Here is a 22,858-nt window from a genome sequence, read left to right as displayed (position 1 = left end):
TGAACGTCGTTTCAAGGGCTTTTTCTTTTAAATCAGGCAATCATATTAGGTTGTATGCGGTGTTATTCCATTGACAGCAACGGTTCAATTGCCGATTAAGGCAACTTTGGTTTGCAAGTAGCGAATAAATGAATTTTTTATAGAAAAAAAGGCGTAAAATAGGGTAATCTATGTCGCGTTTTATCGGATGAAAATGTATCCCTGTTAAAAATGGCCTCAGCAAATTTCATTTGTTGAGTGTTTTGACGCGCGGAACATTGTGTCTTTTAATCGCTTTATACACAAAATAGTTTGAGGTGTCGGCAGCAAGTGTTATCGCAGTGCTTACAACTTAAAATATGGTGGGTATAGACAGAAATAGGTTATTGGATATGTTATATCACCTTGCCCGCAAGGCTCTATTCCAGTTCGACCCAGAAAAAGCCCATGAACTGACGTTTCGGCAGCTTCAATGTTTAAATAATTCCCCGCTTAAATTCCTTCTCCGCCAATCTGTTGCTACTAAACCTGTTCAATGTATGGGACTGTCTTTTAAAAATCCACTTGGCCTAGCTGCGGGTTTAGATAAAGACGGTGAATGTATTGATGCTTTTGGAGCAATGGGCTTTGGTTTTGTTGAGATTGGAACGGTGACGCCACGGCCGCAATCAGGTAATGATAAGCCTAGATTGTTTAGATTAGTGGAAGCGGAAGCACTGATTAATCGTATGGGGTTCAACAATAAAGGCGTTGATAACCTTGTTGAAAATGTCAAAAAATCAACTTACGGTGGGGTTATTGGCATTAATATCGGTAAAAATAAAGACACCCCAGTGGAACAAGGCAAGGATGACTATTTAATTTGCATGGATAAAGTTTATGCACATGCCGGTTATATTGCTATTAATATTTCATCACCAAATACGCCAGGTTTACGCACTTTGCAATATGGCGAAGCGTTGGATGATTTATTAAGTGGCATAAAAGCCAAGCAACTGGAATTACAATCGAAATATCAAAAATATGTTCCTGTTGCGGTTAAAGTTGCACCGGATCTGACCGAAGCAGAAATAATCCAAGTTACCGATAGCTTAGTTCGACATAATATTGATGGTGTGATTGCAACCAATACCACGTTAGATCGTTCTTTAGTTCAAGGTTTAAATCATTGTAATGAAGCTGGCGGTTTAAGTGGACGCCCAGTGCAACTAAAAAGCACAGAGGTTATTCGGATCATTTCTCGTGAATTAAAAGGGCAGTTACCTATTATTGGAGTGGGTGGTATAGACTCATTAACTGCTGCGAGAGAAAAAATGGACGCGGGTGCATCATTAATCCAAATTTATTCTGGTTTTATATATAATGGGCCAAAATTAATAAAAGATATTGTGAACCATATATAGTTAACTGTAAATTTACCTAAAGGGGGCTTTATTTATGCTCCCTTTTAATCTATATTGAGTTGGCTGTCTATTTTTAAATCATTTTGTTTTGCATTTTTAAGATCGAATTATTTTGAGCTAGTATCTTAAAAATATATTTATACTCTAACTCATTTGAGTTGCTTTTAGGCAGTAAGCGAATTATTCGTTTAAAAAATCCTTAGAGCAAAATAATGCAACAGCTAGGGTAATTGAGCACGACTCAATTGGCAACTTAAAGTATGGTGAGTATACCGGTAAATCGCTAAGGGATCGTTTATGATAATAAAACCCGATGATCATTGGCGTTGGTATTTTGATCATGACCATGATAGGGTGATGCTAGATCTCGCCAACGGCATGATATTTCGCTCATGTTTTCCCGCAAAAATGCTGACAGCATTCGCACGTGATGAAATGCCTTTTAGCATTGAAGATGCTGCGGAGTTTTATATATTTGATGAGCAGGCTAAAAAATTAAATCTATCTCATGAAGAACGGGCTGAATTAGTACTGAACAGTTTAGTGGCATTTCGCTTTTTAAAACCGCAAATGCCGAAAAGTTGGTATTTTTCTCCTTTTCACGATATTCAAGTACCTGCGCAAGGTCAGCTTATTCAAGTGTGTTTAGAAAATAGCCATCATATAGCGACATTTATTATTGCTGAGGCTGGTACGTCGGCAAGTTTGTGTTTATTAGCGGAGGCACAATTAGAATTGCCTGATCGTAAATTACGCTTTTGTGATCCAATTAAGATCATGAATGATCGCATGAGGCAATATAAACGCAAGTCTAATCGCTTACTGTATGAGAATGTCATTTAATTGATCGTCCATGATCTATTAATATGGATATTCTTTAATATTCGCCAATAACACCATCAATAAAATAATCGTTATTATGAGATGATGGTGTTAGAAAATTAGCTTAAAGCTAATTTAATCGCACTTTTGGGAATGCAACTACAGGCTAAGATATAACCATCCGCTTTAATTGCACTTTGTTTTAATGGCGTGACTTCCCCTTCAATCAACTTTATTTTGCATTGACCACAAATACCAGCACGGCAGGAATAAGGTAAAGTGATCCCTTTTGATTCCAATTGTTCAAGGATCACTTCTTGGTTATTTCCTTCATAATCATGATTTTCAAAAGTGACTGTGACCGTACTTAATGGCGTAGAAGGACTTTTCGCTTTATTATCCGTTTCTCGCTCTTTTGGGATATACTGATTAGGTTGTTTCTTTTCAAGAACCGTCACGGTATCACCCACTCGTATAATTCCAGTATTATGGATAACGACATTTTGCCCGAAATCCACATCACCACTTTCCGTGGTACGGAAGGTTTGTAGGGTTGCTAATGGTTCGCTGTGTGGATGTTTAATGCCTTTTTCAGGGCTAACAGTCGTTAGAATACAGCGGCTACATGGTCTGTCTAAGCTAAAAACGACATCGCCAATCTGAATCGTTTTCCATGTATCTTCTTCGAAAGGTTGGGCACCGGTGATAATCAAATTACCGCGAAATTGCTCGAGCTTAATGCTGGCGGGGCAACGCCTTTGTAGCTCTTGTACCGAAGCTTCATTAATTAATAAGAAGGGGTAGCCATCGGCAAACGACATAGGCACATCGGGCATGGTTTTGACGCGACGTGACAAGTGAGGACTTAACCAGCGTAGTTGAACAGGCTCATCAAAATAACGACTTAGCCAAGTATTGACTGATTCAGGCGCAATGAGTGCATGAAAATGATTGCCCCAGACTTCAGTTGGACTCTGATTCTCATCAAAGTCCTGATACAATACCGTCACACTTTCACCATCGGGTGCTTTGAGATAAAGCCCATTATTTAACATTGCTGGTGTAAATAGTAACATCTGAGGGTATTTTCTTGCCGTGATAAATTTACCTTCCAGCGTTGTTACCATAAAATTGCGATCAAATATTAGCCCACTGGTATCGGCGTATGCATGAGACAGGCGTATCCCTCTCATTGATTTGACTGGGTGCGTATAAAGGCGTGAAAGCGTAATCATTATTTAATCCTTATAATTGTTGCTGAGCAACTTTATGACAAGTCCATAAGATTAGCTATAATGCGCAACAATTTTTCATCCAAATTGGTAAAAAATACTATGAATTCTCTGTTTGCCAGCACAGCTCGTGGCCTAGAAGAACTATTGAAATCGGAATTGGAAGCTCTGGGCGCTAGTCAGTGCCGAGTTGCACAAGGGGGCGTCTATTTTCAGGCTGATGAACGGGTGATGTATCAGAGTCTACTCTGGAGTAGGCTGGCATCCCGTATCTTATTACCATTGAATGAATTTGATGTTTATAGCGACTTAGATTTATACCTTGGTGTACAAGCTATCGATTGGACTGAGGTATTCTCAGTTGAGGACACATTTTCAGTTCACTTTAGTGGTACAAACGAAGAGATCCGCAATAGCCAATATGGTGCTTTAAAAGTTAAAGATGCCATTGTCGATTGCTTCGTACGTAAATTAGATCAGCGGCCTGATGTTGCACGCCAGCAGCCTGATATTCGTATCAATGTTTACTTGAATAAAGAGAAAGCTAGCGTAGCGCTTGATTTAAGTGGTGATGCACTTCATATCCGTGGTTATCGTGATTTGGCAGGGCAAGCGCCATTAAAAGAGACGTTAGCCGCTGCGATTATCAATCGCTCAGGCTGGCAGCAGGGCACCCCCCTGGTCGATCCTATGTGTGGCTCCGGCACACTATTGATTGAAGCGGCTATGATTGCAGCAGACAGAGCGCCTGGCTTGTACCGTGAACACTGGGGGTTCTATGCTTGGTCAAAATATAACCCTGCATTATGGCGAGAGCTGATCACGGAAGCGCAAGTGCGTTTTCGTCAAGGCCTAAAAGAGACAACATCGCGTTTTTATGGTTTTGATATCGATAAACGAGTGCTTGATATGGCGCGCTCTAATGCACGTAGGGCGGGCGTTCAAACATTAGTGAGTTTCAATCATGGCGATGCTGCTATGCTTGAAAACCCTGTTGAAACAGGCATTAAGGGAACCATTTTAAGTAACCCGCCTTATGGCGAACGTCTTGAAAGTGAGCCTGCATTGATTGCTTTACATAGCCAATTAGGCCGTATTGTGAAGGCGCGTTTCCCTGGTTGGCGTTTATCTATTTTTAGTGCCTCTCCTGAACTGTTAAGTTGCTTACAACTACGCTCTGAACGTGAATTTAAGGCCAAAAATGGCCCATTGGATTGCGTACAGAAAAATTATTTATTGGCAGAAACACCGTCGGAAACGGTCGGTGAAATCTCCCCTGATTTTGCTAATCGCTTACGTAAGAACCATAAAAAACTCAGCAAGTGGGCTAAACAGCAAGGGATTGATTGCTACCGCATCTATGATGCAGATTTGCCAGAATATAATGTGGCTATCGATGTTTATCGTGACAAAGTGGTCGTACAGGAGTATGCACCACCGAAAACGGTGGATGAACGCAAAGCGCGCCAACGTTTATTTGATGTGATCACGGCGACGATGAATGTATTGCAGCTGTCATCTAACCAGTTGGTATTAAAAACACGCCAACGTCAGAAAGGTAAACAGCAATATGAAAAGCTAGCACAAAAAGAGGATTTCTTTTTAGTGCAAGAATACAACGCTAAGATGCTGGTGAACTTAACCGACTATCTTGATACAGGGCTGTTTTTAGACCACCGCATTGCTCGGCGCATGTTAGGACAAATGAGTCGTGGTGCAGATTTTCTTAATCTCTTCTGCTACACCGGCTCCGCAACAGTTCATGCAGGGCTTGGAGGCGCGAAAAGCACCACGTCAGTTGATATGTCGCGTACCTATCTTGAGTGGGCAGAGAAAAACTTACAGGCTAACGGCTTAACGGGGCGCCAACATCGCTTGATCCAAGCTGACTGCTTAAACTGGTTGGCGAATAGCCCAGAACAATTTGATTTGATTTTTATTGATCCGCCAACATTCTCAAACTCAAAGCGAATGGATGGTACTTTTGATGTACAGCGCGACCATGTTCAGTTGATCACTCACCTAAAACGCATGTTACGTCGTGGTGGTACCATCATGTTCTCTAACAATAAGCGTGGCTTTAAAATGGATATCGAAGCTCTGAATGCGTTAGGACTACAAGCAGAAGAAATTACCGCCAAAACGCGTTCAGAAGATTTTGCTCGTAATCGTCAGATTCATAACTGCTGGCTGATCCGCCATGCAGCATAAAGGATAACATCAATGGCTTTAATTAATTTATCGGGTGCATACCTTTCGTTTAGTGATGCCCCTTTATTGGATAACACGGAACTTCATATCGAAGAAAATGAGCGTGTCTGTTTAGTTGGACGCAACGGTGCGGGTAAATCGACACTCATGCGCGTCCTAACTAAAGAGCAGCCTCTTGATGATGGGCAACTGCTTTACCAACAAGATCTCGTGGTTGCTCGTTTACAGCAAGACCCACCCCGTAATATTGAAGGGACGATTTTTGACTTTGTTGCCGAAGGCGTAGCAGAGCAGGCAGAATACCTCAAAGAGTATCACCATGTTTCTAAATTGGTGGAAACCGATCCGAGTGAAAAGAATTTAAATAAATTAGCTGAATTACAAGAAGTACTAGATAGCCGTAACTTATGGCTATTGGATGCCCGTATCAGTGATGTCTTGAAAAAATTGGATTTGCCAGCGGATACTCAACTGTCATCACTGTCTGGGGGCTGGCTACGTAAAGCGGCTCTTGGTCGTGCATTAGTGAGTAATCCACAAGTCCTCTTTCTTGATGAGCCGACTAACCACTTGGATATCGAAACCATTTTATGGTTAGAAAACTTTTTGAAAGATTTCCAAGGTAGTATCGTATTTATTTCCCATGACCGCTCATTTATTCGCAATATGGCAACACGTATTGTTGATCTGGATAGAGGTAAGTTGTCGTCATGGCCGGGCAATTATGATGATTACTTGGTGGCAAAAGAAGAAGCGTTGCGTGTGGAAGAGATGCAAAATGCAGAATTTGACCGCAAGCTGGCCCAAGAAGAAGCGTGGATCAGACAAGGTATTAAAGCGAGACGTACCCGTAATGAAGGGCGTGTTCGTGCACTCAAGGCCTTGCGCGTAGAACGCTCTCAGCGCCGTGAAGTGCTGGGAAGTGCGAAAATGCAGGTTGAGGAAGCGTCTCGCTCAGGGAAAATTGTCTTTGAACTGGAAAATGTGAATTACCAAATCAATGATAAAGTACTGGTTAAAGACTTTAGTGCGCAAGTGTTACGTGGAGACAAAATCGCTTTAGTTGGGCCAAACGGCTGCGGTAAAACAACCCTGCTCAAATTGATGTTGGGTGATCTCAAAGCAGATAGTGGCAGAGTGCACTGTGGAACTAAATTAGAAGTCGCTTATTTTGATCAGCACCGCGCCGCACTCGATCCTGATAAGACGGTCATGGATAACCTTGCAGAAGGGAAGCAAGAGGTGATGGTCAATGGTAAACCACGCCACGTACTCGGTTATCTACAAGACTTTATGTTCCCGCCCAAACGCGCCATGACACCGGTACGAGCATTATCTGGTGGTGAGCGTAATCGTTTGTTACTTGCACGCTTATTTTTAAAGCCAAGCAACTTATTGATCCTCGATGAACCGACCAATGACCTTGATGTCGAAACACTAGAACTGCTTGAAGAGTTGGTCGATAGCTATCAAGGCACTGTTTTATTGGTTAGCCATGATCGTGAGTTTGTTGATAATAGCGTAACAGAGTGTTGGATTTTTGAAGGTAACGGGGTGATTAACCGTTACGCTGGCGGCTATTTTGATGCCCAACAGCAAAAAGCACAAACCGTGAGCTTGAAAAATTCACAACAAAGTAAAATAGCGGAGCAAGATAAATCGCCTAAGGTAAAAGAACCTACAAAGCGAAATAATAAGATAAGCTACCATTTACTACGTGAATTAGAACAATTACCATCGAAGCTCGAACAGCTAGAAGGTGAAATTGAAGCACTTCAAGCGGCGATTGGTGATGCTGATTTCTTTAACCAGCCTCACGATATAACCGAAAAAACATTAAATACATTAGCTGAAAAGGAACAAGCGCTAGAGCAAGCGTTCGACCGCTGGCAAGAGCTTGAGCTACTGAAAAATGGCTAGTTTATCGTTCAGGAAATAAGAAGGGGCGAATCACCTTGTGCTCTCATGAGTCTCATGAACATGTGCTGTGCACACAATGCGACATGCTGGTTGCGGTACCTGAATTAGAACAGGGAACTAAAGCAACCTGCCCACGCTGTCATACAGTGTTGGTGTCAAAGTGGCGCTATCCATACAAGCAGCCGGCAGCGTATGCGTTTAGCGCATTAATTATGCTGCTCGTCGCTTGTATGTTTCCATTTGTCAAAATGAGTGCGGCTGGGATTGAAAATGAAATTTCTATATTTCAAATTATCGAGATTATTTCGACAACGCGTTACAGCAGCTTAGCCCTCTTTTTTCTGTTATTTTCATTAGTCATCCCTGCCTTTTGTATGGTGACAATCATACTATTGGGATTACAAGTGTATGTTCCAAAAAGAATCAAAGTGTGGATCAGCCGTATCCTATTTCAAATGAAATCTTGGTGTATGGCGGAAATTTTCCTCGCAGGGGTTCTGGTTAGCTTTGTAAAACTGATTGCTTATGGTGACATTGGTGTTGGGTTAAGCTTTTTGCCGTATTGTCTATTTTGCCTCTTGCAAGTTAGGGCATTCCAATGCCTTGACCGGCATTGGATGTGGAACAAAATTGAAGCAGCCCCTAAGTTAGCCCATAAATTAGAAGTAGGGCGAACTGGGATCAGCCAGAACGTAAGGCTGTGCCTAGTGTGCACGGCTATCTTACCGGCGGAACAATCCCAATGTCCGCGCTGTTACGCTCGTGGTAGCGTACGTAAGCATCAAAGTATACAGTGGACAGTTGCGCTGCTATTGACCTCGTTTTTCCTATATATTCCAGCGAATGTCTTACCGGTGATGACGACCAATATGTTGGGTAGCGATATGGACTCAACGATTATGGACGGCGTGATATTATTGTGGGGGGATGGCTCTTATCCTGTCGCATTAATTATTTTTATCGCCAGTATTATGGTGCCCTCGTTAAAAATGATAGGTATCGCGTGGTTATGTCTTGACTCTCAAGGTTATGGCAACCGAGACCCACATCGAATGCACTTTATTTATGAATTGGTGGAGTATGTGGGGCGTTGGTCAATGATCGATGTGTTTGTCATTACTATTTTGGCCGCATTGGTACAAATGGGGCAATTAATGAGTATCGTCCCTGCACAGGGCGTTATTTTCTTTGGTGTCGTTGTGATTTTAACGATGTTTGCTGCGATGACTTTCGACCCTCGATTAACATGGGATCGTTGTGAAAAGAAAAGTGCGGTAAAAGTTGTTGAACAAGAAGGAGCCATCGGGTGAGTGAACAAGAAACACCACAGGCCAATGCCAAAATCAGTAAATTGAAAAGTTGGTCACCTGTTTGGGTGATCCCTATCGTTACTGTTCTCATTGGTGCTTGGATACTATTTTATCACTTCAGCCATCAAGGCCCTGAAGTGACATTAATTACTTACAATGCAGAAGGCATTGAAGCGGGTAAAACCAAAATCAAGAGCCGTAGTGTGGATATTGGTATTGTTGAAAGCGTGACGCTGGATGACAACTTTAGTCGAGTTGTTATCAAAGCACGCTTAAATAGCGATATGAAAGATCTCCTACGTGCGGATTCTGCATTTTGGATCGTAAAACCGACAATTGGCCGTGAAGGTGTGACAGGATTAGGCACATTGCTTTCGGGAGTTTTCATCGAATTACAACCGGGTAACTCTAAAAAGGAGCATAACGAGTTTACACTGCTTGATTCGCCGCCTTTAGCCTCACCGGATGCGAAAGGGATCCGCGTTATCTTGGTGAGTGACCGCGCTGGGCAACTCAATCCAGGCGACCCTGTACTGTTTAGAGGTTACCGTGTTGGCTCAGTTGAAACCAGTAATTTCGACATGAGTAAGCGTGATATGCGCTATCAACTGTTCATCAACGCACCTTATGATAAGTTAATTAGTACGAATGTGCGCTTTTGGAAGGACAGTGGTATTGCATTTGATATGTCATCGCAAGGGATCCATGTTGAGCTTGGCTCTATTGCCACCTTGCTGACAGGAGGCGTAAGCTTTGATGTACCTGCTGGCTGGGCGCCGGGGGAAGGTGTAAAAGAAAATACAGAATTTAAACTCTTTGATAACCAAAGTAGTATTCAAAACTCTCTGTATACTGAATACCAAGATTTCGTTCTGTTCTTCTCTGACTCAGTACGTGGGCTACAGCCTGGAGCACCGGTGGAGTTCCGTGGTATTCGCCTAGGAACGGTCGCTCAAGTGCCATTCTATACCAAAGGCCTCGACCAAAAACTGGATAACGATTTCCGTATTCCTGTATTAATTCATATTGAGCCTGAGCGTTTTGCAAAAGATGTTGGTGCTGATTTTAACTTGAAAAATGAGTTGAAATTAGCGATGAAGGATGGGCTTCGTGCATCGTTAAAATCTGGGAACTTGCTAACAGGGGCACTGTTTGTTGATCTCGACTTTGTGCCTAATGTGCCTGAATATAAAGGGCCAACTGTGGTGGCTGGTTATAAAGTCATCCCAACGACGAGCGGTGGCTTAGCGCAAATTCAGCAAAAAGTGATTTCTGTGCTGGATAAAATCAATGCGATGCCGATTGAGCCTATGCTGAATCAAACGACTCAAACGTTGGCTGAAGGGCAAAAAACGATCAAAGAAGCGCAAGTTATGCTCGCTGAGCTAAATAAAGTGATGGGAAGTAAAGAGTTCCAGAAACTCCCTCAAGACTTGCAAAAAACGTTGAATGAAATGAACCGTGCGATGCAAGGGTTCCAGCCGGGGTCTCCTGCATATAATAAGATGGTCGATAATATGCAACGTTTAGATCAGGTGCTTAGGGAAGTCCAGCCACTGTTACGTACTTTGAATAATAAGAGTAATGCCTTGGTATTCGAAGCTGAGCCGTCTAAGGATCCTGTACCGAAAGGAGTGAAAAAATAATGAGATATCTGATATCGATATTTGTTTTAATGCTGGCGGCTTGTAGCAGCACCCCTGAAAAAGTGTATTACCAATTGCCGGTGAAATCGCCGGCAACACAAAGTGCGGTTGTGATGGGGCAACAAAATCAAATTTGGTTACAGCGCATCATGCTGGCGGATGTTCTGACATCAAATGGTATTACTTACCAAACGTCAGATGTCAGTTACAATAATGCTAGCTCCCATTTATGGGCTAGCCCATTAGAACAACAGTTAGGACAATCCATGGTGAGTGAATTGTCTTCTGCGTTGCCGGGGCGTTTAGTCTCATTACAACCTTTGCAGAATTCGCCGGACACATTGGATATTACGCTAACAAGTTTTAATGGCCGCTACGATGGCAAGGTATTAGTTCAAGGGTTCTGGACTTTGTCGCGTGGCAAAGAGATCATCCGTCGTAACTTCGATATACAGCTTGAACAAAAAGAAGATGGCTATCCAGAATTAGTCCGTACGCTAGCTGATGGATGGCAGCAAGTTGCGAGTGAGATTGCTAAAGAGGCCAATAAATCTTAAGTAATATTCACTATTTTCATCAATAAAGTGCATCTTACGCCGTCATTGGCTAAGGTGCATTTTTTTATAAAATTGGTTGCATATCATTCAATTATAAAATATTTCAATATAAATACATATAATAAAATTGATATTAATTTATTTAAAATCAACGAGTTGTCATAATTTGAAAATATAAATCACATTTATAGCATTTATGACATTTATATGAAATTCTTTACTTGATTTTCTAATCTGTCGGCTGTATTTCTATAGTGTACCTAAATGAGATGATCCCCTACATAGTTTGAATTGTCTGTGAGTGGCAAGGCAAGCTATCCCTAAGTATCAAGAAAGGGTCGGTGAGCGGAATCCCACTAGTGACTTAACTTAACGCTATGAAGGGCTTAGGTGCTGTTTTCTTTTCCATTTTAGACAATGAGGGAAGTAAGGCATGAAAAGACAGAAGCGAGACCGTTTAGAAAGAGCTTTATCAAGAGGTTATCAAGCAGGTATAGCAGGTCGTTCCAAAGAATTGTGCCCCTACCAATCTGTAGATGCACGATCGCACTGGTTAGGAGGCTGGCGTAAAGCCATGGAGGACAGGGCGATTCTCTCTGCATAATCAGGCAGAACAAAGCCTAACTTATTCGTTAGAGAACCTAAATAAACGGTTTTTTAATTCACTTCAAACAAATTTTAAACCTCCGCCATTGCGGAGGTTTTAGTTTTTAGCGCTTAGGTGCGGGATCAGAAAGCACTAGTGTCTTTAAATAGACCCACTTTTAGGTCATTAGCCACGTAAATGACTTTACCATCAACCAGTACCTCACCATCGGCAAGACCCATAATCAATTTACGGTTAATAACACGTTTAAAATTGATACGGTAAGTCACTTTTTTAGCCGTTGGAAGTACTTGGCCCGTGAATTTTACTTCACCAACACCAAGAGCACGACCTTTGCCTTCCCCGCCGAGCCACCCGAGGTAGAAACCAACGAGTTGCCACATGGCATCTAGGCCTAAACAGCCAGGCATAACAGGGTCATTAACAAAATGGCAGCCGAAGAACCATAAGTCTGGATTGATATCCAATTCAGCTTCGACATAGCCTTTATTGAAGGTACCACCATCTTCAGTCATGGTGATGATACGATCCATCATCAACATATTACCTGAAGGTAATGGAGGCCCATTTTCGCCAAATAATTCGCCTCTTCCAGAAGCTTCTAAATCACTTTTTGTATAGGAACTGCGTTTATCAACCATGTTCTTCTGATAGCCTTAATTAAGTTTAAGAATACAGGATAGCTTACACTTGTACGCTGAACAACTCCGATCTGATATTTTTTTATTCAACCAAGCCATTTTAGGAACCATGGAACTTTTGGTTTTTCGGGTGAATTTGCTTGATTGATGCGTTCTTGAATTAAAGCTAACAGGTGTACGTTATCACCTTCAGCTTGCTGCTCAAAATAGGGCTGCTTAGTGAGTAATGTGATCGCTTGAGCAACATGCTCCACAGGCCAAATATGGAATTGCCCCTCTTGTACGGCATTGACAACAGCCTCTTTGACACAGAGATGGCGCACATTAGCCATTGGGATAATTACCCCTTGTTGCCCTGTTAAACCACGCTGAGCACAAATATCATAGAAGCCTTCGATTTTTTCGTTTACACCACCTATAGGCTGCACATAACCAAACTGGTCGACAGCACCGGTGACGGCGATTTGCTGATCGATAGGCTGGAGCGCTAATGCACTAATTAACGCACAAAGTTCGGCAAGAGAGGCGCTATCGCCATCAACTTCACCATAGGATTGCTCAAAAACAATCGAGGCTGAGAATGGCTGAGGCTGCTCCAATTTTAGCTCATAATTTAAATAAGCTTGCATGATCATCATGCCTTTAGCATGAATGTTGCCGCCAAGCTCGGCTTTCCGTTCAACATCGACAAATTCCCCATCACCTAAATGGGCGACACAGGTAATGCGCGAAGGCTCTCCCTGCGCTTCTGGGTGCCCAGGATAGTGCAAGACGGACAATCCATTGATTTGTCCTATCACTTCGCCTTCGGTTTTGATAAAAACCTGTTCTTGCAGAATATCGTCTTGTGAACGTTCTGTCAGGAAACTATGGCGCCATAGGCGGTTTTCCACAGCCTGATTAAAGGCATTGGCGTCCATTAAGTTGCCTGACTGATAGTGAGAGGCATCCGTCAATCGGCGGGCTAGCCACTGTGTATCAAGAGGCAGATTAAATTTATCTTCACAAAACCGTGTTGCCTGAGTGATAAACGTAGGCCAACCATCAGGTGCGATTTCGGGGAGATGGTTAGCATTAATAATTGATTTTATATAGCGCATCCACAAGGCGAGTTGTTCTTCATTATCAAAGAACATTATGGGTTCATATTCCCCATAAATAGCATGTTCAAAGAGATCTGCGTGAGTGTACTCAAACTCTTCAAGCTCAAGCCGGTCACCAACAATGATTAACTTGATATCGAGTGGCTGAGGTTCAATTTCAATCGGTAATGGTTGATTATCGGAGAAAGGCAACCATTCGAATTGGCGGCGAGCTATCATATTTTGTAGCCGCTGCCACATCAGGGGTTGAGAGACCAATGATGATGCCGATAATATCAATACTCCACCATTAACGTGATGTAATAAACCCGGCACTGGATGTAATGATGGTGTGATATACCCAAACAGTTGTTCCGGCTCAATCCAATGGCGACAGGCAATATTTGCTCGGCTTGAGAAGCGCCCCTCAATTTCAGGACACCATTTGAAAGCAAGTTTATTTTCAGTGAGTTGATAATCACCATTAATGGGCGAAAATGGGGTCAGTAAAGGGCGGATCGCCTCAGCAAATGTTGCTAGATAATGCTCACTGTCATCGGACTTGATAAACATAAATCGAGTCCGTGAATTCTCTTTGATAAAGCGCTCAATGCTATCAAATAGCCTTGGCTGGATTTCTGACAAAGAAGCAGGAGTCAGGGTATCTGAAGAAACAAAGTTTGCCTGGTAAGGCGTTAGGTCAGGTATTAGGCCTTGCCATGTTAGTTCTTGACTGATCACTATAATTTTTCTGCTATTAATATGATTATAAGTAAAATGCCTGTCGGTGAGCAGGGCGCGTATGCCTGAATTTGGTTTGGATATTTTATACTCTTTTTATTGTAGGCTGCCCCGTTATTGACGACATACATATGTACGACTCACAGACTTTAGTACATTAGCGGCGGCTCATTTTTTGAGCAATTCGCTGTACTGCAAACTATTTAGAGTATATGTTGTTTTCAGGCCAATTTATTACCCATAGGGCAAGGTTGCTATATTAGCGTTTGAGCGCCAATCTTGCAGCAATAATTGTCGTATAATCAGTTAGAATAAAGAAAATAATAGCACAACAGGCAAAGACATTGGCCATGTTAAGCCAATTAAGAGCGCACTGAGCAATCTCATAAAGATATTAGGGTCTTTAGTCAGGAGTAGTGTTATAAGCGCTGAGCACACCCCGCCTATCCCATATACGAGAAGTATGCATTCAAATGTGGACATGCTTGTTCATTAAATTGTTAATAGATGAGCGTTGATTGTACACTATTTTGTGCCTAGTTGTTATCTTCTTTGTCAATAATAGGTCGACGGTGGTGCTTAAATTGCGTATCTTCATCTAAAATTGCTAATATAGGTCAGGTTCGATCTTCGTCAGGAAAAAATATGAAATATCAGCAGCTTGAAAATTTAGAATGTGGCTGGAAATGGGAATATCTGGTGAAGAAGTCCCGAAGTGGTGAGCCAATTACTCGGTATATCGAAAGAAGTGCCGAAAGTGAGGCTATCGCGCTATTGCTCAAAATGGAAAACCAGCCCACAGAGGTTTTAAAATGGATCGCTTTGCATATGAATCCACAATTGGATAACCGTATGAAGCAAAGCATTCGAGCAAGACGTAAACGTCATTTCAATGCTGAGCATCCCCATACCAGAAAAAAATCTATCGACCTTAACTTTTCTGTTTGGCAGCGTTTATCTAACCTTGCAGTGAAACGCAATAAAACATTATCAGAGACGATCATTCAGTTGATCGAAGATGCTGAGCATAAAGATAAGTATGAGAGCCAAATGAGTTCGTTAAAGCAAGACCTACAGGCGATTCTAGGGAATTCAAGTACCAAGAAATAGGGGAGACGATTATCTCAAGTTGCCCGTTGATCAACCACGATCGTTTTATTCCCAACGAAATGCTTTGTAACCCGCCATTATTTTTCGACCACGATTGATTTAATCGTAACAATGACAGATTGTGTTTAGTGACCTGATGATTTTTAGCATAAAAAAAACCCCATCGAAATGGGGTTTTTTGTATTCAGTTCGAAATTCGAACGAGGGGCTAAGAATTAAGCACCTGGTTGAGTGACAACTTCAGTTGTACCTTGAATTTCGATTTCAACGCGACGGTCTGGAGCCAGACACTCGATCAGAGCTGCACGGCCTTTAACGTTGTCACATTTGTTACCAGTTACTGGATCTTCTTTACCACGACCTTCAGCAGCGATTGCGCTTGCTGGAACGCCTTTAGCAACTAAGTAATCAACAACTGACTGAGCACGTTTTTGTGACAGTGGCAGGTTGTAGTTTTGTGAACCGATACGGTCTGTGAAACCAACTACCAGTACGCGACCTTGAGTTGGGTCGATGCTGCTCAGTTCGTTATACAGTTCGTTCAGTGCTTGCTGACCTTCTGGTTTCAGAGTTGCTTTGTTGAAGTTGAACAGAACGTCTGAACGCAGAGTGAAACGCTTGTTCTCAACAACTGGCGCTGGCTCAACAACTGGAGCTGGCTCAACAACTGGTGCTGCTTCTTGGTTGAAGCGGTATGCCAGACCAACGCTCAGCATGCCGTTGTCAGGACGTACGCCCAGGTTGTCGTTATCACCGATGTTGCTAACCCATTGGTAATCTAAACGAGTTGCCCAGTTTGGAGTGATTGCATATTCAACACCCAGTGCGTATACAGGAGAAACACCAGTATCGTTTTCTTTGTAACGCTCTTCACCTGCTTGGTGTGCTTTAACATCAGTACGCCATACCATACCACCTAAACGAGTGTAAACGTCTAAGTCGTCCATTACTGGATAGCTCAGTTTGGTAGTCAGAGAAACACCCATTGATTTCAGGTCGCCGTTGTTACCAGCACCTTTGTATTTCATTTTACCAAACCAGTCATAACCAAGCTCGAAGCCCATGTACTGGTTGTATTGGTAACCTGCGTATGCACCAGCACCGAAAGTATCACGGTCAGTACTTTTACCTACAGTGTTTTCACGATCAACTGGAGTGAAGCTGGTATCTTCATAGTGAGACCAACCCAGTTTAGCACCGGTATACCAAGTGTTGTCTTTTGGAGCTGCCTGCGCAACAGTTGCGAAAGCTGCTACTGCCACTGCTACTGCGATAGCTGTCTTTTTCATTTTTTACGCCTCGTTATCATCCAATATAGGCATGGCTTCAAAGAGCCTTATTATTCGCCATTGGTTTAAAATACTTGCTAGGTTTCGCTGACATTATCTACAAAAATTTATAAAAAGTAAAAAATAATGCCATAACCTTAACAAGCTAAAGTCTACAACGAACTAAAAAAGATACAAGTAGAGCAAGCAAAAATCATGGTAAAAAAACATTTTTTAGCGGATAAATCAGAGAGATAAACGTAATCCTATTTTGAGTTGATTATTATCTATCACATTGATCTCAATTATTTTTTCGGTATTTTCTGAGTCTGAGATATCCGAATGTCAAATTTACTAAGAATATTCTTAATCTTGGCTAGTGATAATAGTTAGAGTGAATTTTTAGGTTATTTTGCTGTCCAGAATGGATACTTGCGATATTATGTGTTTTTTGAGGGCGCATAATAAAGCCGATAGAATGTCCTTCTTGTGCTGCCGTTTGTAAGCGAGCAAAGTCCTGTTTATTTAATTCCGGTAGCCAACCTAAAACAACACTATAATTACCACTTCTTAATGCCTTTTCCATCGCATCTATCGTCGTTATCGACGCCATATTGCTGAGTTGCATAATTTTGTTAATAGGCAAGCCTGATTGCATTAACCAGTGACGACTTAACTTTTTATTGGGGCTTAGCCAAAGCAGCCAACGAGATTGCGCCCCGAACTGACGCAACATCGGCAGTAGAATGTAATCCATAATAGGATGTTTTTCATCGTAAACCAGCTCACTCACCATGCCTTGTTGCATCGAGCCATCAATAGGCGGTGTTGAAGGCATTGCTTGTGTGCTGTGGTTAACAGAATGTTCAGTTGCCTTGTTCCAAGAATAAATAGCCATAGTTCACCTCACAATCAAACTGTATGCATATACAGTAACTGTATATTTATCCAATATCAAGACTATTTTTTCAAAGCGCTTCGCAACTTTGTTGTTTTTATCTGCAATATTCTTGGAGTTTTTAGCGGATCCTCTCAGAATGTAGTTCTGCTAATTGTTTGTAAAATTAAGGTATTTATAGTTTCACACACAAGGATGGAAGTAGATGAATGCTCATAAGGAGTTTGGGTGTATGTCTTTAACGGAAAAAAATGATTCTCGATTAGATCAGCTGTTAAAAGGTTTTGGTGAATTTAAAAAGAAAAACTATTTTGGCGGCTATTGTTTGATTGTTGATAACGTTATTGTTGGCTTAGCGCTTGATGGGCTCTTATATTTACGTGGCTGCCTTTTTGCAAGGAGCTACTTTGAATCAATTGAACTTGAACGGTTAGTTTTCAGTAAAAAAGGGATCCCACTAGAGCTGCGCTATTATCAGTTACCTCAGCAGATTTGGGAGAATGAAGCGCTTTTATTGCACTGCATTGATTTAGCCTATCGCTCAGCTATTGAAGAGCGGCAGCAAAAGCAGTCTGCCGTCACTCGGATAAAAGATTTACCTAATATGAATATGTCGGTTGAAAGGGCATTAGGGAAAATAGGTATTCATAAAGCCGACGATTTACGTGAAATAGGCGCGAAAGCGTGTTTTTTGAAGTTAAAACAGCTTGGTCGTTTTTCCCCTAGTATCAAATTATTAATTGGGTTGGCTGGTGCAATCGAAGGTTATCACAGTGCTGTGCTGCCGACACAAATTAAACAAGAGTTGATTAATTGGTACAACAGCGTTGGTTGAACCGTATTAGGCTAAAGGTCGCACAAGCGGGTGTAACAATTAATGCTGTATTTTGACACCCGCTCATCAGTTTGATTTATCCGCTATATGGCTGAATGATGGCCATTTGCAAGAGGCGAAGTAACGGGAATATTAATTTGCTTGATCATGGATTTTATTTCAGGGATCAGTTCAAGCAGCAGCCTTGTTTGTTCCATAATAAGGACCGTCTTTTCATCATCGCTGGTCGATATGCTATCTATGCGATGAGTGATGCTCTCTCGTAGACGTTCTGATTTCTCATCCATTAAGGTATCTAGGCTCATGACTTGTAATGATGTTTCTACATAACAGATAGCATCACTCAAAATAATCAGGTTTTCCTCATTTTGCATTTGCTCTCGGTGCGCACCCAATGCTGAAATATAACTCAGTAAGGTGTGGTTGAGGCAGAGGAGCCTAAAGGCTTGCTCTTGAGTGACTTTATACGATTTAGGATCGGATGCCATATTGGAAACGATAGAAGCAAACTCAGCATCATTATTGTGGGCATCGCGGCGTGCAACACGGTATTCCAGACTGTTATCTTTACCTTGGTAATATTGCTGTAAAATCGCATCTAAATAGCGGCAGTTACTGTTCATGGTTTTTTGCACAACCTGCGGTAATTGGCGGAATTTCCAATCAGGCCATATAAAGCTAACAGCAAGGAAGGCTATAAAACAACCAACTAGCGTATCAATGACCCGAGGGAGAGCAACTTCAAATCCTTCCCCTAGCAGGTTGAAACAAAATAGAACGAGCAGAGTAATAAATAGTGTCGCTTGCGCATATTGGCTACTGCGGAAAACAAAAAACAGTAACCCAGAGATAACAATTAAGGTGAGCTGCCCTTCCATAGAAGGAACAAATTTTAATAGCGGCAAGCCAACGAGGATCCCAATCAGTGTGCCAATAATACGGAGTGCGAGCCGCCGTTTTGTTGCGCTATAGTTAGGCTGACAAACGAACAAGCTAGTCAATAAAATCCAATATCCTCTTTCTAAATCAAATAATTGGATGATGAGATAGCCTGTACATAATAAGAGAGACATCCTAACTGCATGGCGGAACAGGGCGGATTGCGGCGTTAAATGGTGCTTGAAGCGCGCGATGATATCACTGATGCCTGAAGGTGACTCATCTGAGAGTTGTTCAAATTGTTTATTATTCTGTTGGCGTGAACCTTGTTCGAGGCCAAGCCCTCTCAGTTGGACATCAATCCCTTTTAGATTTTTGAGTAGATTATACAGCGCCTTAATTTCATGAATTGCAGGTGACTGTTGTTTTAGCAGTTGCAGTGAGTTTTCAAGGTAAGCAAAAGTACCTTCAAAGCGCGGGTTATGTTGGTACTGCTTACGCCACAAAACAGATTGTGCTACCTGTTGGCAAGCCCGCGCTTGCATGCTAAGTAGTCGTTGGAAACGAAAGAGAATATCGCTATGGCGTAGCGTACGACTCAGTTGCTGATATTGTATGTGTGATGAGCTAGCCCGTTCATGGATATCTTGTGCAACGAAATAATATTGTAGGGTATTACGTGTTCCTTTCTGGCCTCTATCGCCTTTGAGCCGACTGAGCAGCGCAATTTTAGCCTGATTCATCGTACTGACTAAGGTGCTATTGACTAATGCTAAATCATAGACTGACTGTTGGTAGTCATCTTCAAGATCAGGGTCGAATAAGTTGGCCTTTGCATCGAGGTAGGCGGCTAGCTGTTGATAACATTGAGTGATCGCATCTTGTAAAGGCCGAACAGGGAAAAGAATGTGGCCGATCAACGTAAGAAGGTTATACCAAATAGCCCCAATAAGTAATAGGGCGGGTTGTTGGTACCAAGTATCAAATATTGGCACCCCAAGCATGGTATAGATGGCTATCAATAACGCACCAAATGCAATAGTGGCGTAGCGTTGACCTAGCGCCCCTAAGAGAATAAACCCACAGGTCGAGAGTGCCAACCCAAAAAAGAACAGAACGGGATGCGGGAACAGTAACTCAATCGAAACTGAGGCAATAAAAAAACAAAGTAGGGTGATAGCTAGGTTTTTTAATCGGCCAGTCAACCTATCATCTAGGTCGGTCAAGGCGGCCGCTACCATACCTAATGTCAGAGGGATTGTGACTTTAGGCTCTTGCCCCAATAACCAAGGGATCAGTGTCGTCCCTGTCAGGGCGATTAAGATTCGGATATAATATAGAGCATGACTGTTATATAAAACACGACGATAACTGGTAAGCAGCGTTAACACAAAGTACCTCAGAGGCGAACATTTCGTAGTCTATACTCGTTATATTTTAAGTTGCCTAGCTGTTACGTGTTGAAGTGCTCAAGGTTTATAGGCTCCTTGGGCGTCTTTTCGACGAATAAACAAGCAGTTTAACCTGCCGCCTAGATACAACTCGAATATTTAGAGTCTATATAGGATAGCGTGTTTGTAAGTAATAAAAAACTGTCTGGAATCAAGCAGCCGTTATTTTCATGATTGAACTACTCAGGTGCAGGATGTATGGAACTGAAATCAACACAGATTGGGCAGCGCCTGGCTCAGCATCCCTATAATCGGGTTCGCTTATTAAATGCTGGCATTGAGGTGAGTGGTGAAAAACATCAATATCTTATCCCTTTTAACCAATTAATTGATATTCATTGCAAAAGGGGAATTGTTTGGGGGGAGTTAGAGTTTGAACTAGCTGATGAGCAAGTTGTTCGTTTGCATGGAACCGAATGGAAGCAAACGCAACGCTTTTATCACTATTTAAATGATAAATGGCAACAATGGAGCATTGAAATGAGTGAGGTCAGTGCTCAAGTGCTTGTCGCCCTCGCAAAAGGAATACAGCAGCAAACTCAGCAGGATAATTGGTTTAGCTTGCGTGAATTAAACACCTTTCGTAAAAAGATCAGCGAGCAATTTTCCTCCCTTCCTCTGCCGTTAGCGCGAGTCAGTCAATTTGAAAACTGTGCTGCCTCTTATCACTACTGTTTGCAATGGCTCAATGATGGAGAACGTTGTCGGCAACAGGTTAACCAACAATGGAGTGAATCAATCCTGTCACGCTATAGTGATTTTTTCCAACATGTTGAAACCTCCCCGTTAAACTCAAGCCAAGCACTCTCCGTCATTAATGGAGAAGATAACGTTTTAGTACTTGCTGGGGCGGGGAGTGGGAAAACGTCAGTATTAGTCGCGAGAGCCGGCTGGCTTCTTTTAAGAAAGCTCGCTAAGGCTGAGCAAATCTTATTATTAGCGTTTGGTCGTAAAGCGGCGCAAGAAATGAATGAACGTATCCAAGAGCGTTTGCAGCAGGAGGATATTGAAGCCAAAACATTTCATGCGCTAGCGCTCTATATCATTCGTGAAGGAAGCAATAAATCACCTGCTATCAGTGAATTCGAAACTGACTCTCAAAAACGCGGTGAATTGTTATTGAATGAATGGCGTACACAGTGCAGTACGAAAAAAGCGCAAGCGAAAGGCTGGCGGGAGTGGCTAACTGAGGAGCTACAGTGGGATGTGCCGGAAGGTGAATTCTGGAAAGATGAAAAAATCAGTAAAAAGATAGTAAGTCGCTTAGAGCGCTGGTTAAGTTTAATGCGTATGCATGGCGGTAGCCAGAAAGAGATGATCGAATCTGCCGACGAACAGTTTAGAGATCTGTTTCAAAAACGCCTTCGTCTCATGTCACCTTTATTAAAGGCTTGGAAAACTGCTCTAAAAGATGAAGGGGCTATCGATTTCTCTGGGTTGATCCATCAAGCTGTTAATTTATTAGAGAAAGGGCGTTTTATTAGCCCTTGGAAACACATATTGGTCGATGAATTTCAAGATATTTCGCCGTTAAGAGCAAAACTGCTACAGGCATTGCGTCAACAGAATAAACAAACGTCACTCTTTGCTGTTGGTGATGATTGGCAGGCTATATATCGTTTTAGCGGGGCAGAGCTTGATCTGACAACCTCTTTTGAACACAATTTTGGCGAAGGAGCGCTGTGCGCATTAGACACCACTTATCGGTTTAATCAGCGCATTGGTGAAATTGCGAATCGCTTTATATTGCAAAATCCGACGCAGCTCGATAAACCACTTAATAGCCTCGTTAAAGGCAATAAAAAGTCAGTCGTTTTGCTTTATGAAAATGCACTGGAGCGTTTATTCGATAAGATGAGTGGTTATGTCACGGAAAATGAAACTATTTTATGTTTAGCACGTTATCACTATCTGCGACCAGAAATCTTAAATAAAGCGCAAACACGCTGGCCAAAGCTTAAGATTGAGTTTATGACCATTCATGCCTCTAAAGGGAAGCAAGCCGATCATGTCATTATTTGTGGGCTGAACAGTGGGAAGGATGGATTCCCAGCGGCGGCACGCGAATCCATTATGGAACAAGTGTTACTCCCTAAACATGAGGAGTTTGAGCATGCAGAAGAGAGGCGACTGTTATATGTGGCAATGACGCGTGCAAAACAGCAAGTATGGCTACTGTATAACCCCGATGAACCATCAGAGTTCGTTAGTGAATTAAAACAGTTAGGTGTGCCTAGACAGAAAAAACCTTAAATAGCAAAGAGCC

The 22,858-nt window shown here is 42.1% G+C and carries 18 protein-coding genes; 11 read left to right on the top strand and 7 right to left on the bottom strand.

What is annotated here, in order from left to right; genetic code table 11:
• Window positions 1-371 precede the first annotated feature (371 nt).
• Together pyrD and PR709_RS05340 are read left to right on the top strand one after the other, a co-directional pair.
• Window positions 372-1,382 (top strand): quinone-dependent dihydroorotate dehydrogenase, encoded by a 1,011-nt coding sequence (gene pyrD, locus PR709_RS05345; RefSeq protein ID WP_014657940.1) that lies wholly within the window; start codon window positions 372-374, stop codon window positions 1,380-1,382.
• Between the two features lie 297 nt (window positions 1,383-1,679).
• Entirely contained in the window at window positions 1,680-2,225 is a 546-nt protein-coding gene (locus tag PR709_RS05340) for a cell division protein ZapC (protein ID WP_004918182.1), read from the top strand.
• 98 nt (window positions 2,226-2,323) lie between these two features.
• Here PR709_RS05340 and PR709_RS05335 read toward each other — a convergent pair whose 3' ends face one another.
• Window positions 2,324-3,439, bottom strand: coding sequence for a YcbX family protein (locus tag PR709_RS05335; RefSeq protein WP_040132970.1), 1,116 nt, complete (start codon window positions 3,437-3,439; stop codon window positions 2,324-2,326).
• Between the two features lie 99 nt (window positions 3,440-3,538).
• On the opposite strand from PR709_RS05335, the gene rlmKL reads away from it, so the two are divergent.
• The 6 genes from rlmKL (at window position 3,539) to rmf (ending at window position 11,684) form a co-directional block, all read left to right on the top strand.
• Window positions 3,539-5,647, top strand: coding sequence for a bifunctional 23S rRNA (guanine(2069)-N(7))-methyltransferase RlmK/23S rRNA (guanine(2445)-N(2))-methyltransferase RlmL (gene rlmKL, locus PR709_RS05330; RefSeq protein ID WP_004918187.1), 2,109 nt, complete (start codon window positions 3,539-3,541; stop codon window positions 5,645-5,647).
• 12 nt (window positions 5,648-5,659) lie between these two features.
• Window positions 5,660-7,567 (top strand): ABC transporter ATP-binding protein, encoded by a 1,908-nt coding sequence (locus PR709_RS05325; protein ID WP_004918188.1) that lies wholly within the window; start codon window positions 5,660-5,662, stop codon window positions 7,565-7,567.
• A 35-nt stretch (window positions 7,568-7,602) separates the two neighbouring features.
• Complete coding sequence (gene pqiA / locus PR709_RS05320) at window positions 7,603-8,877, top strand: membrane integrity-associated transporter subunit PqiA (protein ID WP_071599643.1); 1,275 nt, start codon at window positions 7,603-7,605, stop codon at window positions 8,875-8,877.
• Window positions 8,874-10,523 (top strand): intermembrane transport protein PqiB, encoded by a 1,650-nt coding sequence (gene pqiB / locus PR709_RS05315; RefSeq protein ID WP_004918196.1) that lies wholly within the window; start codon window positions 8,874-8,876, stop codon window positions 10,521-10,523. Before pqiA ends, pqiB begins: the two co-directional genes overlap by 4 nt.
• The gene (pqiC, locus tag PR709_RS05310) at window positions 10,523-11,080 is read left to right on the top strand and encodes a membrane integrity-associated transporter subunit PqiC (protein WP_004918199.1); all 558 of its coding nucleotides are present in this window, start codon (window positions 10,523-10,525) and stop codon (window positions 11,078-11,080) included. The genes pqiB and pqiC overlap by 1 nt, the downstream gene beginning before the upstream one ends.
• 433 nt (window positions 11,081-11,513) lie before the next feature.
• Window positions 11,514-11,684, top strand: coding sequence for a ribosome modulation factor (rmf, locus tag PR709_RS05305; RefSeq protein ID WP_014657943.1), 171 nt, complete (start codon window positions 11,514-11,516; stop codon window positions 11,682-11,684).
• Between the two features lie 125 nt (window positions 11,685-11,809).
• On the opposite strand, the gene fabA is transcribed toward rmf, so the two are convergent.
• The 3 genes from fabA to PR709_RS05290 form a co-directional block, all read right to left on the bottom strand.
• Window positions 11,810-12,328: a bifunctional 3-hydroxydecanoyl-ACP dehydratase/trans-2-decenoyl-ACP isomerase gene (fabA, locus tag PR709_RS05300; RefSeq protein ID WP_004918201.1), complete on the bottom strand. Its 519-nt coding sequence runs from the start codon at window positions 12,326-12,328 to the stop codon at window positions 11,810-11,812.
• A gap of 86 nt (window positions 12,329-12,414) precedes the next feature.
• Window positions 12,415-14,151 carry a Lon protease family protein gene (locus tag PR709_RS05295; RefSeq protein WP_272570793.1) on the bottom strand — a complete coding sequence of 579 codons (1,737 nt, stop codon included), beginning with the start codon at window positions 14,149-14,151 and terminating at the stop codon, window positions 12,415-12,417.
• A 306-nt stretch (window positions 14,152-14,457) separates the two neighbouring features.
• Window positions 14,458-14,634 (bottom strand): GhoT/OrtT family toxin, encoded by a 177-nt coding sequence (locus tag PR709_RS05290; RefSeq protein ID WP_014657945.1) that lies wholly within the window; start codon window positions 14,632-14,634, stop codon window positions 14,458-14,460.
• Window positions 14,635-14,796: 162 nt separating this feature from the next.
• Here PR709_RS05290 and matP point away from each other — a divergent pair, with 162 nt between their 5' ends.
• On the top strand, window positions 14,797-15,261 hold the full coding sequence (matP, locus tag PR709_RS05285; protein WP_004918208.1) for a macrodomain Ter protein MatP: 465 nt from the start codon (window positions 14,797-14,799) through the stop codon (window positions 15,259-15,261).
• Between the two features lie 215 nt (window positions 15,262-15,476).
• Here matP and ompA read toward each other — a convergent pair whose 3' ends face one another.
• Both ompA and sulA read right to left on the bottom strand, forming a co-directional pair.
• Window positions 15,477-16,550, bottom strand: coding sequence for a porin OmpA (gene ompA, locus PR709_RS05280; RefSeq protein ID WP_121874529.1), 1,074 nt, complete (start codon window positions 16,548-16,550; stop codon window positions 15,477-15,479).
• Between the two features lie 355 nt (window positions 16,551-16,905).
• The gene (sulA, locus tag PR709_RS05275; RefSeq protein WP_014657947.1) at window positions 16,906-17,427 is read right to left on the bottom strand and encodes an SOS-induced cell division inhibitor SulA; all 522 of its coding nucleotides are present in this window, start codon (window positions 17,425-17,427) and stop codon (window positions 16,906-16,908) included.
• Between the two features lie 232 nt (window positions 17,428-17,659).
• On the opposite strand from sulA, the gene PR709_RS05270 reads away from it, so the two are divergent.
• Window positions 17,660-18,262 (top strand): TfoX/Sxy family DNA transformation protein, encoded by a 603-nt coding sequence (locus PR709_RS05270; RefSeq protein ID WP_225829639.1) that lies wholly within the window; start codon window positions 17,660-17,662, stop codon window positions 18,260-18,262.
• An 83-nt stretch (window positions 18,263-18,345) separates the two neighbouring features.
• Here the strand turns inward: PR709_RS05270 and yccS are convergent, their stop codons facing one another.
• Entirely contained in the window at window positions 18,346-20,532 is a 2,187-nt protein-coding gene (yccS, locus tag PR709_RS05265; protein WP_014657948.1) for a YccS family putative transporter, read from the bottom strand.
• 258 nt (window positions 20,533-20,790) lie between these two features.
• Here yccS and helD point away from each other — a divergent pair, with 258 nt between their 5' ends.
• Complete coding sequence (helD, locus tag PR709_RS05260) at window positions 20,791-22,845, top strand: DNA helicase IV (RefSeq protein ID WP_272570791.1); 2,055 nt, start codon at window positions 20,791-20,793, stop codon at window positions 22,843-22,845.
• Window positions 22,846-22,858 lie beyond the last annotated feature (13 nt).

It is taken from the genome of Providencia sp. PROV267 (assembly GCF_028477825.1).
Classification (GTDB): domain Bacteria; phylum Pseudomonadota; class Gammaproteobacteria; order Enterobacterales; family Enterobacteriaceae; genus Providencia; species Providencia stuartii.
The sequence above is the reverse complement of the archived record's forward strand: the minus strand, read 5'-3'. Positions and strand labels throughout refer to the sequence as shown.

What these genes read in the sequence shown, in the direction of transcription:
- pyrD (WP_014657940.1), top strand. Translation starts at nt 372, where the DNA reads ATGTTATATCACCTTGCCCGCAAGGCTCTATTCCAGTTCGACCCAGAA.
- PR709_RS05340 (WP_004918182.1), top strand. Translation starts at nt 1,680, where the DNA reads ATGATAATAAAACCCGATGATCATTGGCGTTGGTATTTTGATCATGAC.
- PR709_RS05335 (WP_040132970.1), bottom strand. Translation starts at nt 3,439, where the DNA reads ATGATTACGCTTTCACGCCTTTATACGCACCCAGTCAAATCAATGAGA.
- rlmKL (WP_004918187.1), top strand. Translation starts at nt 3,539, where the DNA reads ATGAATTCTCTGTTTGCCAGCACAGCTCGTGGCCTAGAAGAACTATTG.
- PR709_RS05325 (WP_004918188.1), top strand. Translation starts at nt 5,660, where the DNA reads ATGGCTTTAATTAATTTATCGGGTGCATACCTTTCGTTTAGTGATGCC.
- pqiC (WP_004918199.1), top strand. Translation starts at nt 10,523, where the DNA reads ATGAGATATCTGATATCGATATTTGTTTTAATGCTGGCGGCTTGTAGC.
- rmf (WP_014657943.1), top strand. Translation starts at nt 11,514, where the DNA reads ATGAAAAGACAGAAGCGAGACCGTTTAGAAAGAGCTTTATCAAGAGGT.
- fabA (WP_004918201.1), bottom strand. Translation starts at nt 12,328, where the DNA reads ATGGTTGATAAACGCAGTTCCTATACAAAAAGTGATTTAGAAGCTTCT.
- PR709_RS05290 (WP_014657945.1), bottom strand. Translation starts at nt 14,634, where the DNA reads ATGTCCACATTTGAATGCATACTTCTCGTATATGGGATAGGCGGGGTG.
- matP (WP_004918208.1), top strand. Translation starts at nt 14,797, where the DNA reads ATGAAATATCAGCAGCTTGAAAATTTAGAATGTGGCTGGAAATGGGAA.
- ompA (WP_121874529.1), bottom strand. Translation starts at nt 16,550, where the DNA reads ATGAAAAAGACAGCTATCGCAGTAGCAGTGGCAGTAGCAGCTTTCGCA.
- sulA (WP_014657947.1), bottom strand. Translation starts at nt 17,427, where the DNA reads ATGGCTATTTATTCTTGGAACAAGGCAACTGAACATTCTGTTAACCAC.
- PR709_RS05270 (WP_225829639.1), top strand. Translation starts at nt 17,660, where the DNA reads ATGTCTTTAACGGAAAAAAATGATTCTCGATTAGATCAGCTGTTAAAA.
- helD (WP_272570791.1), top strand. Translation starts at nt 20,791, where the DNA reads ATGGAACTGAAATCAACACAGATTGGGCAGCGCCTGGCTCAGCATCCC.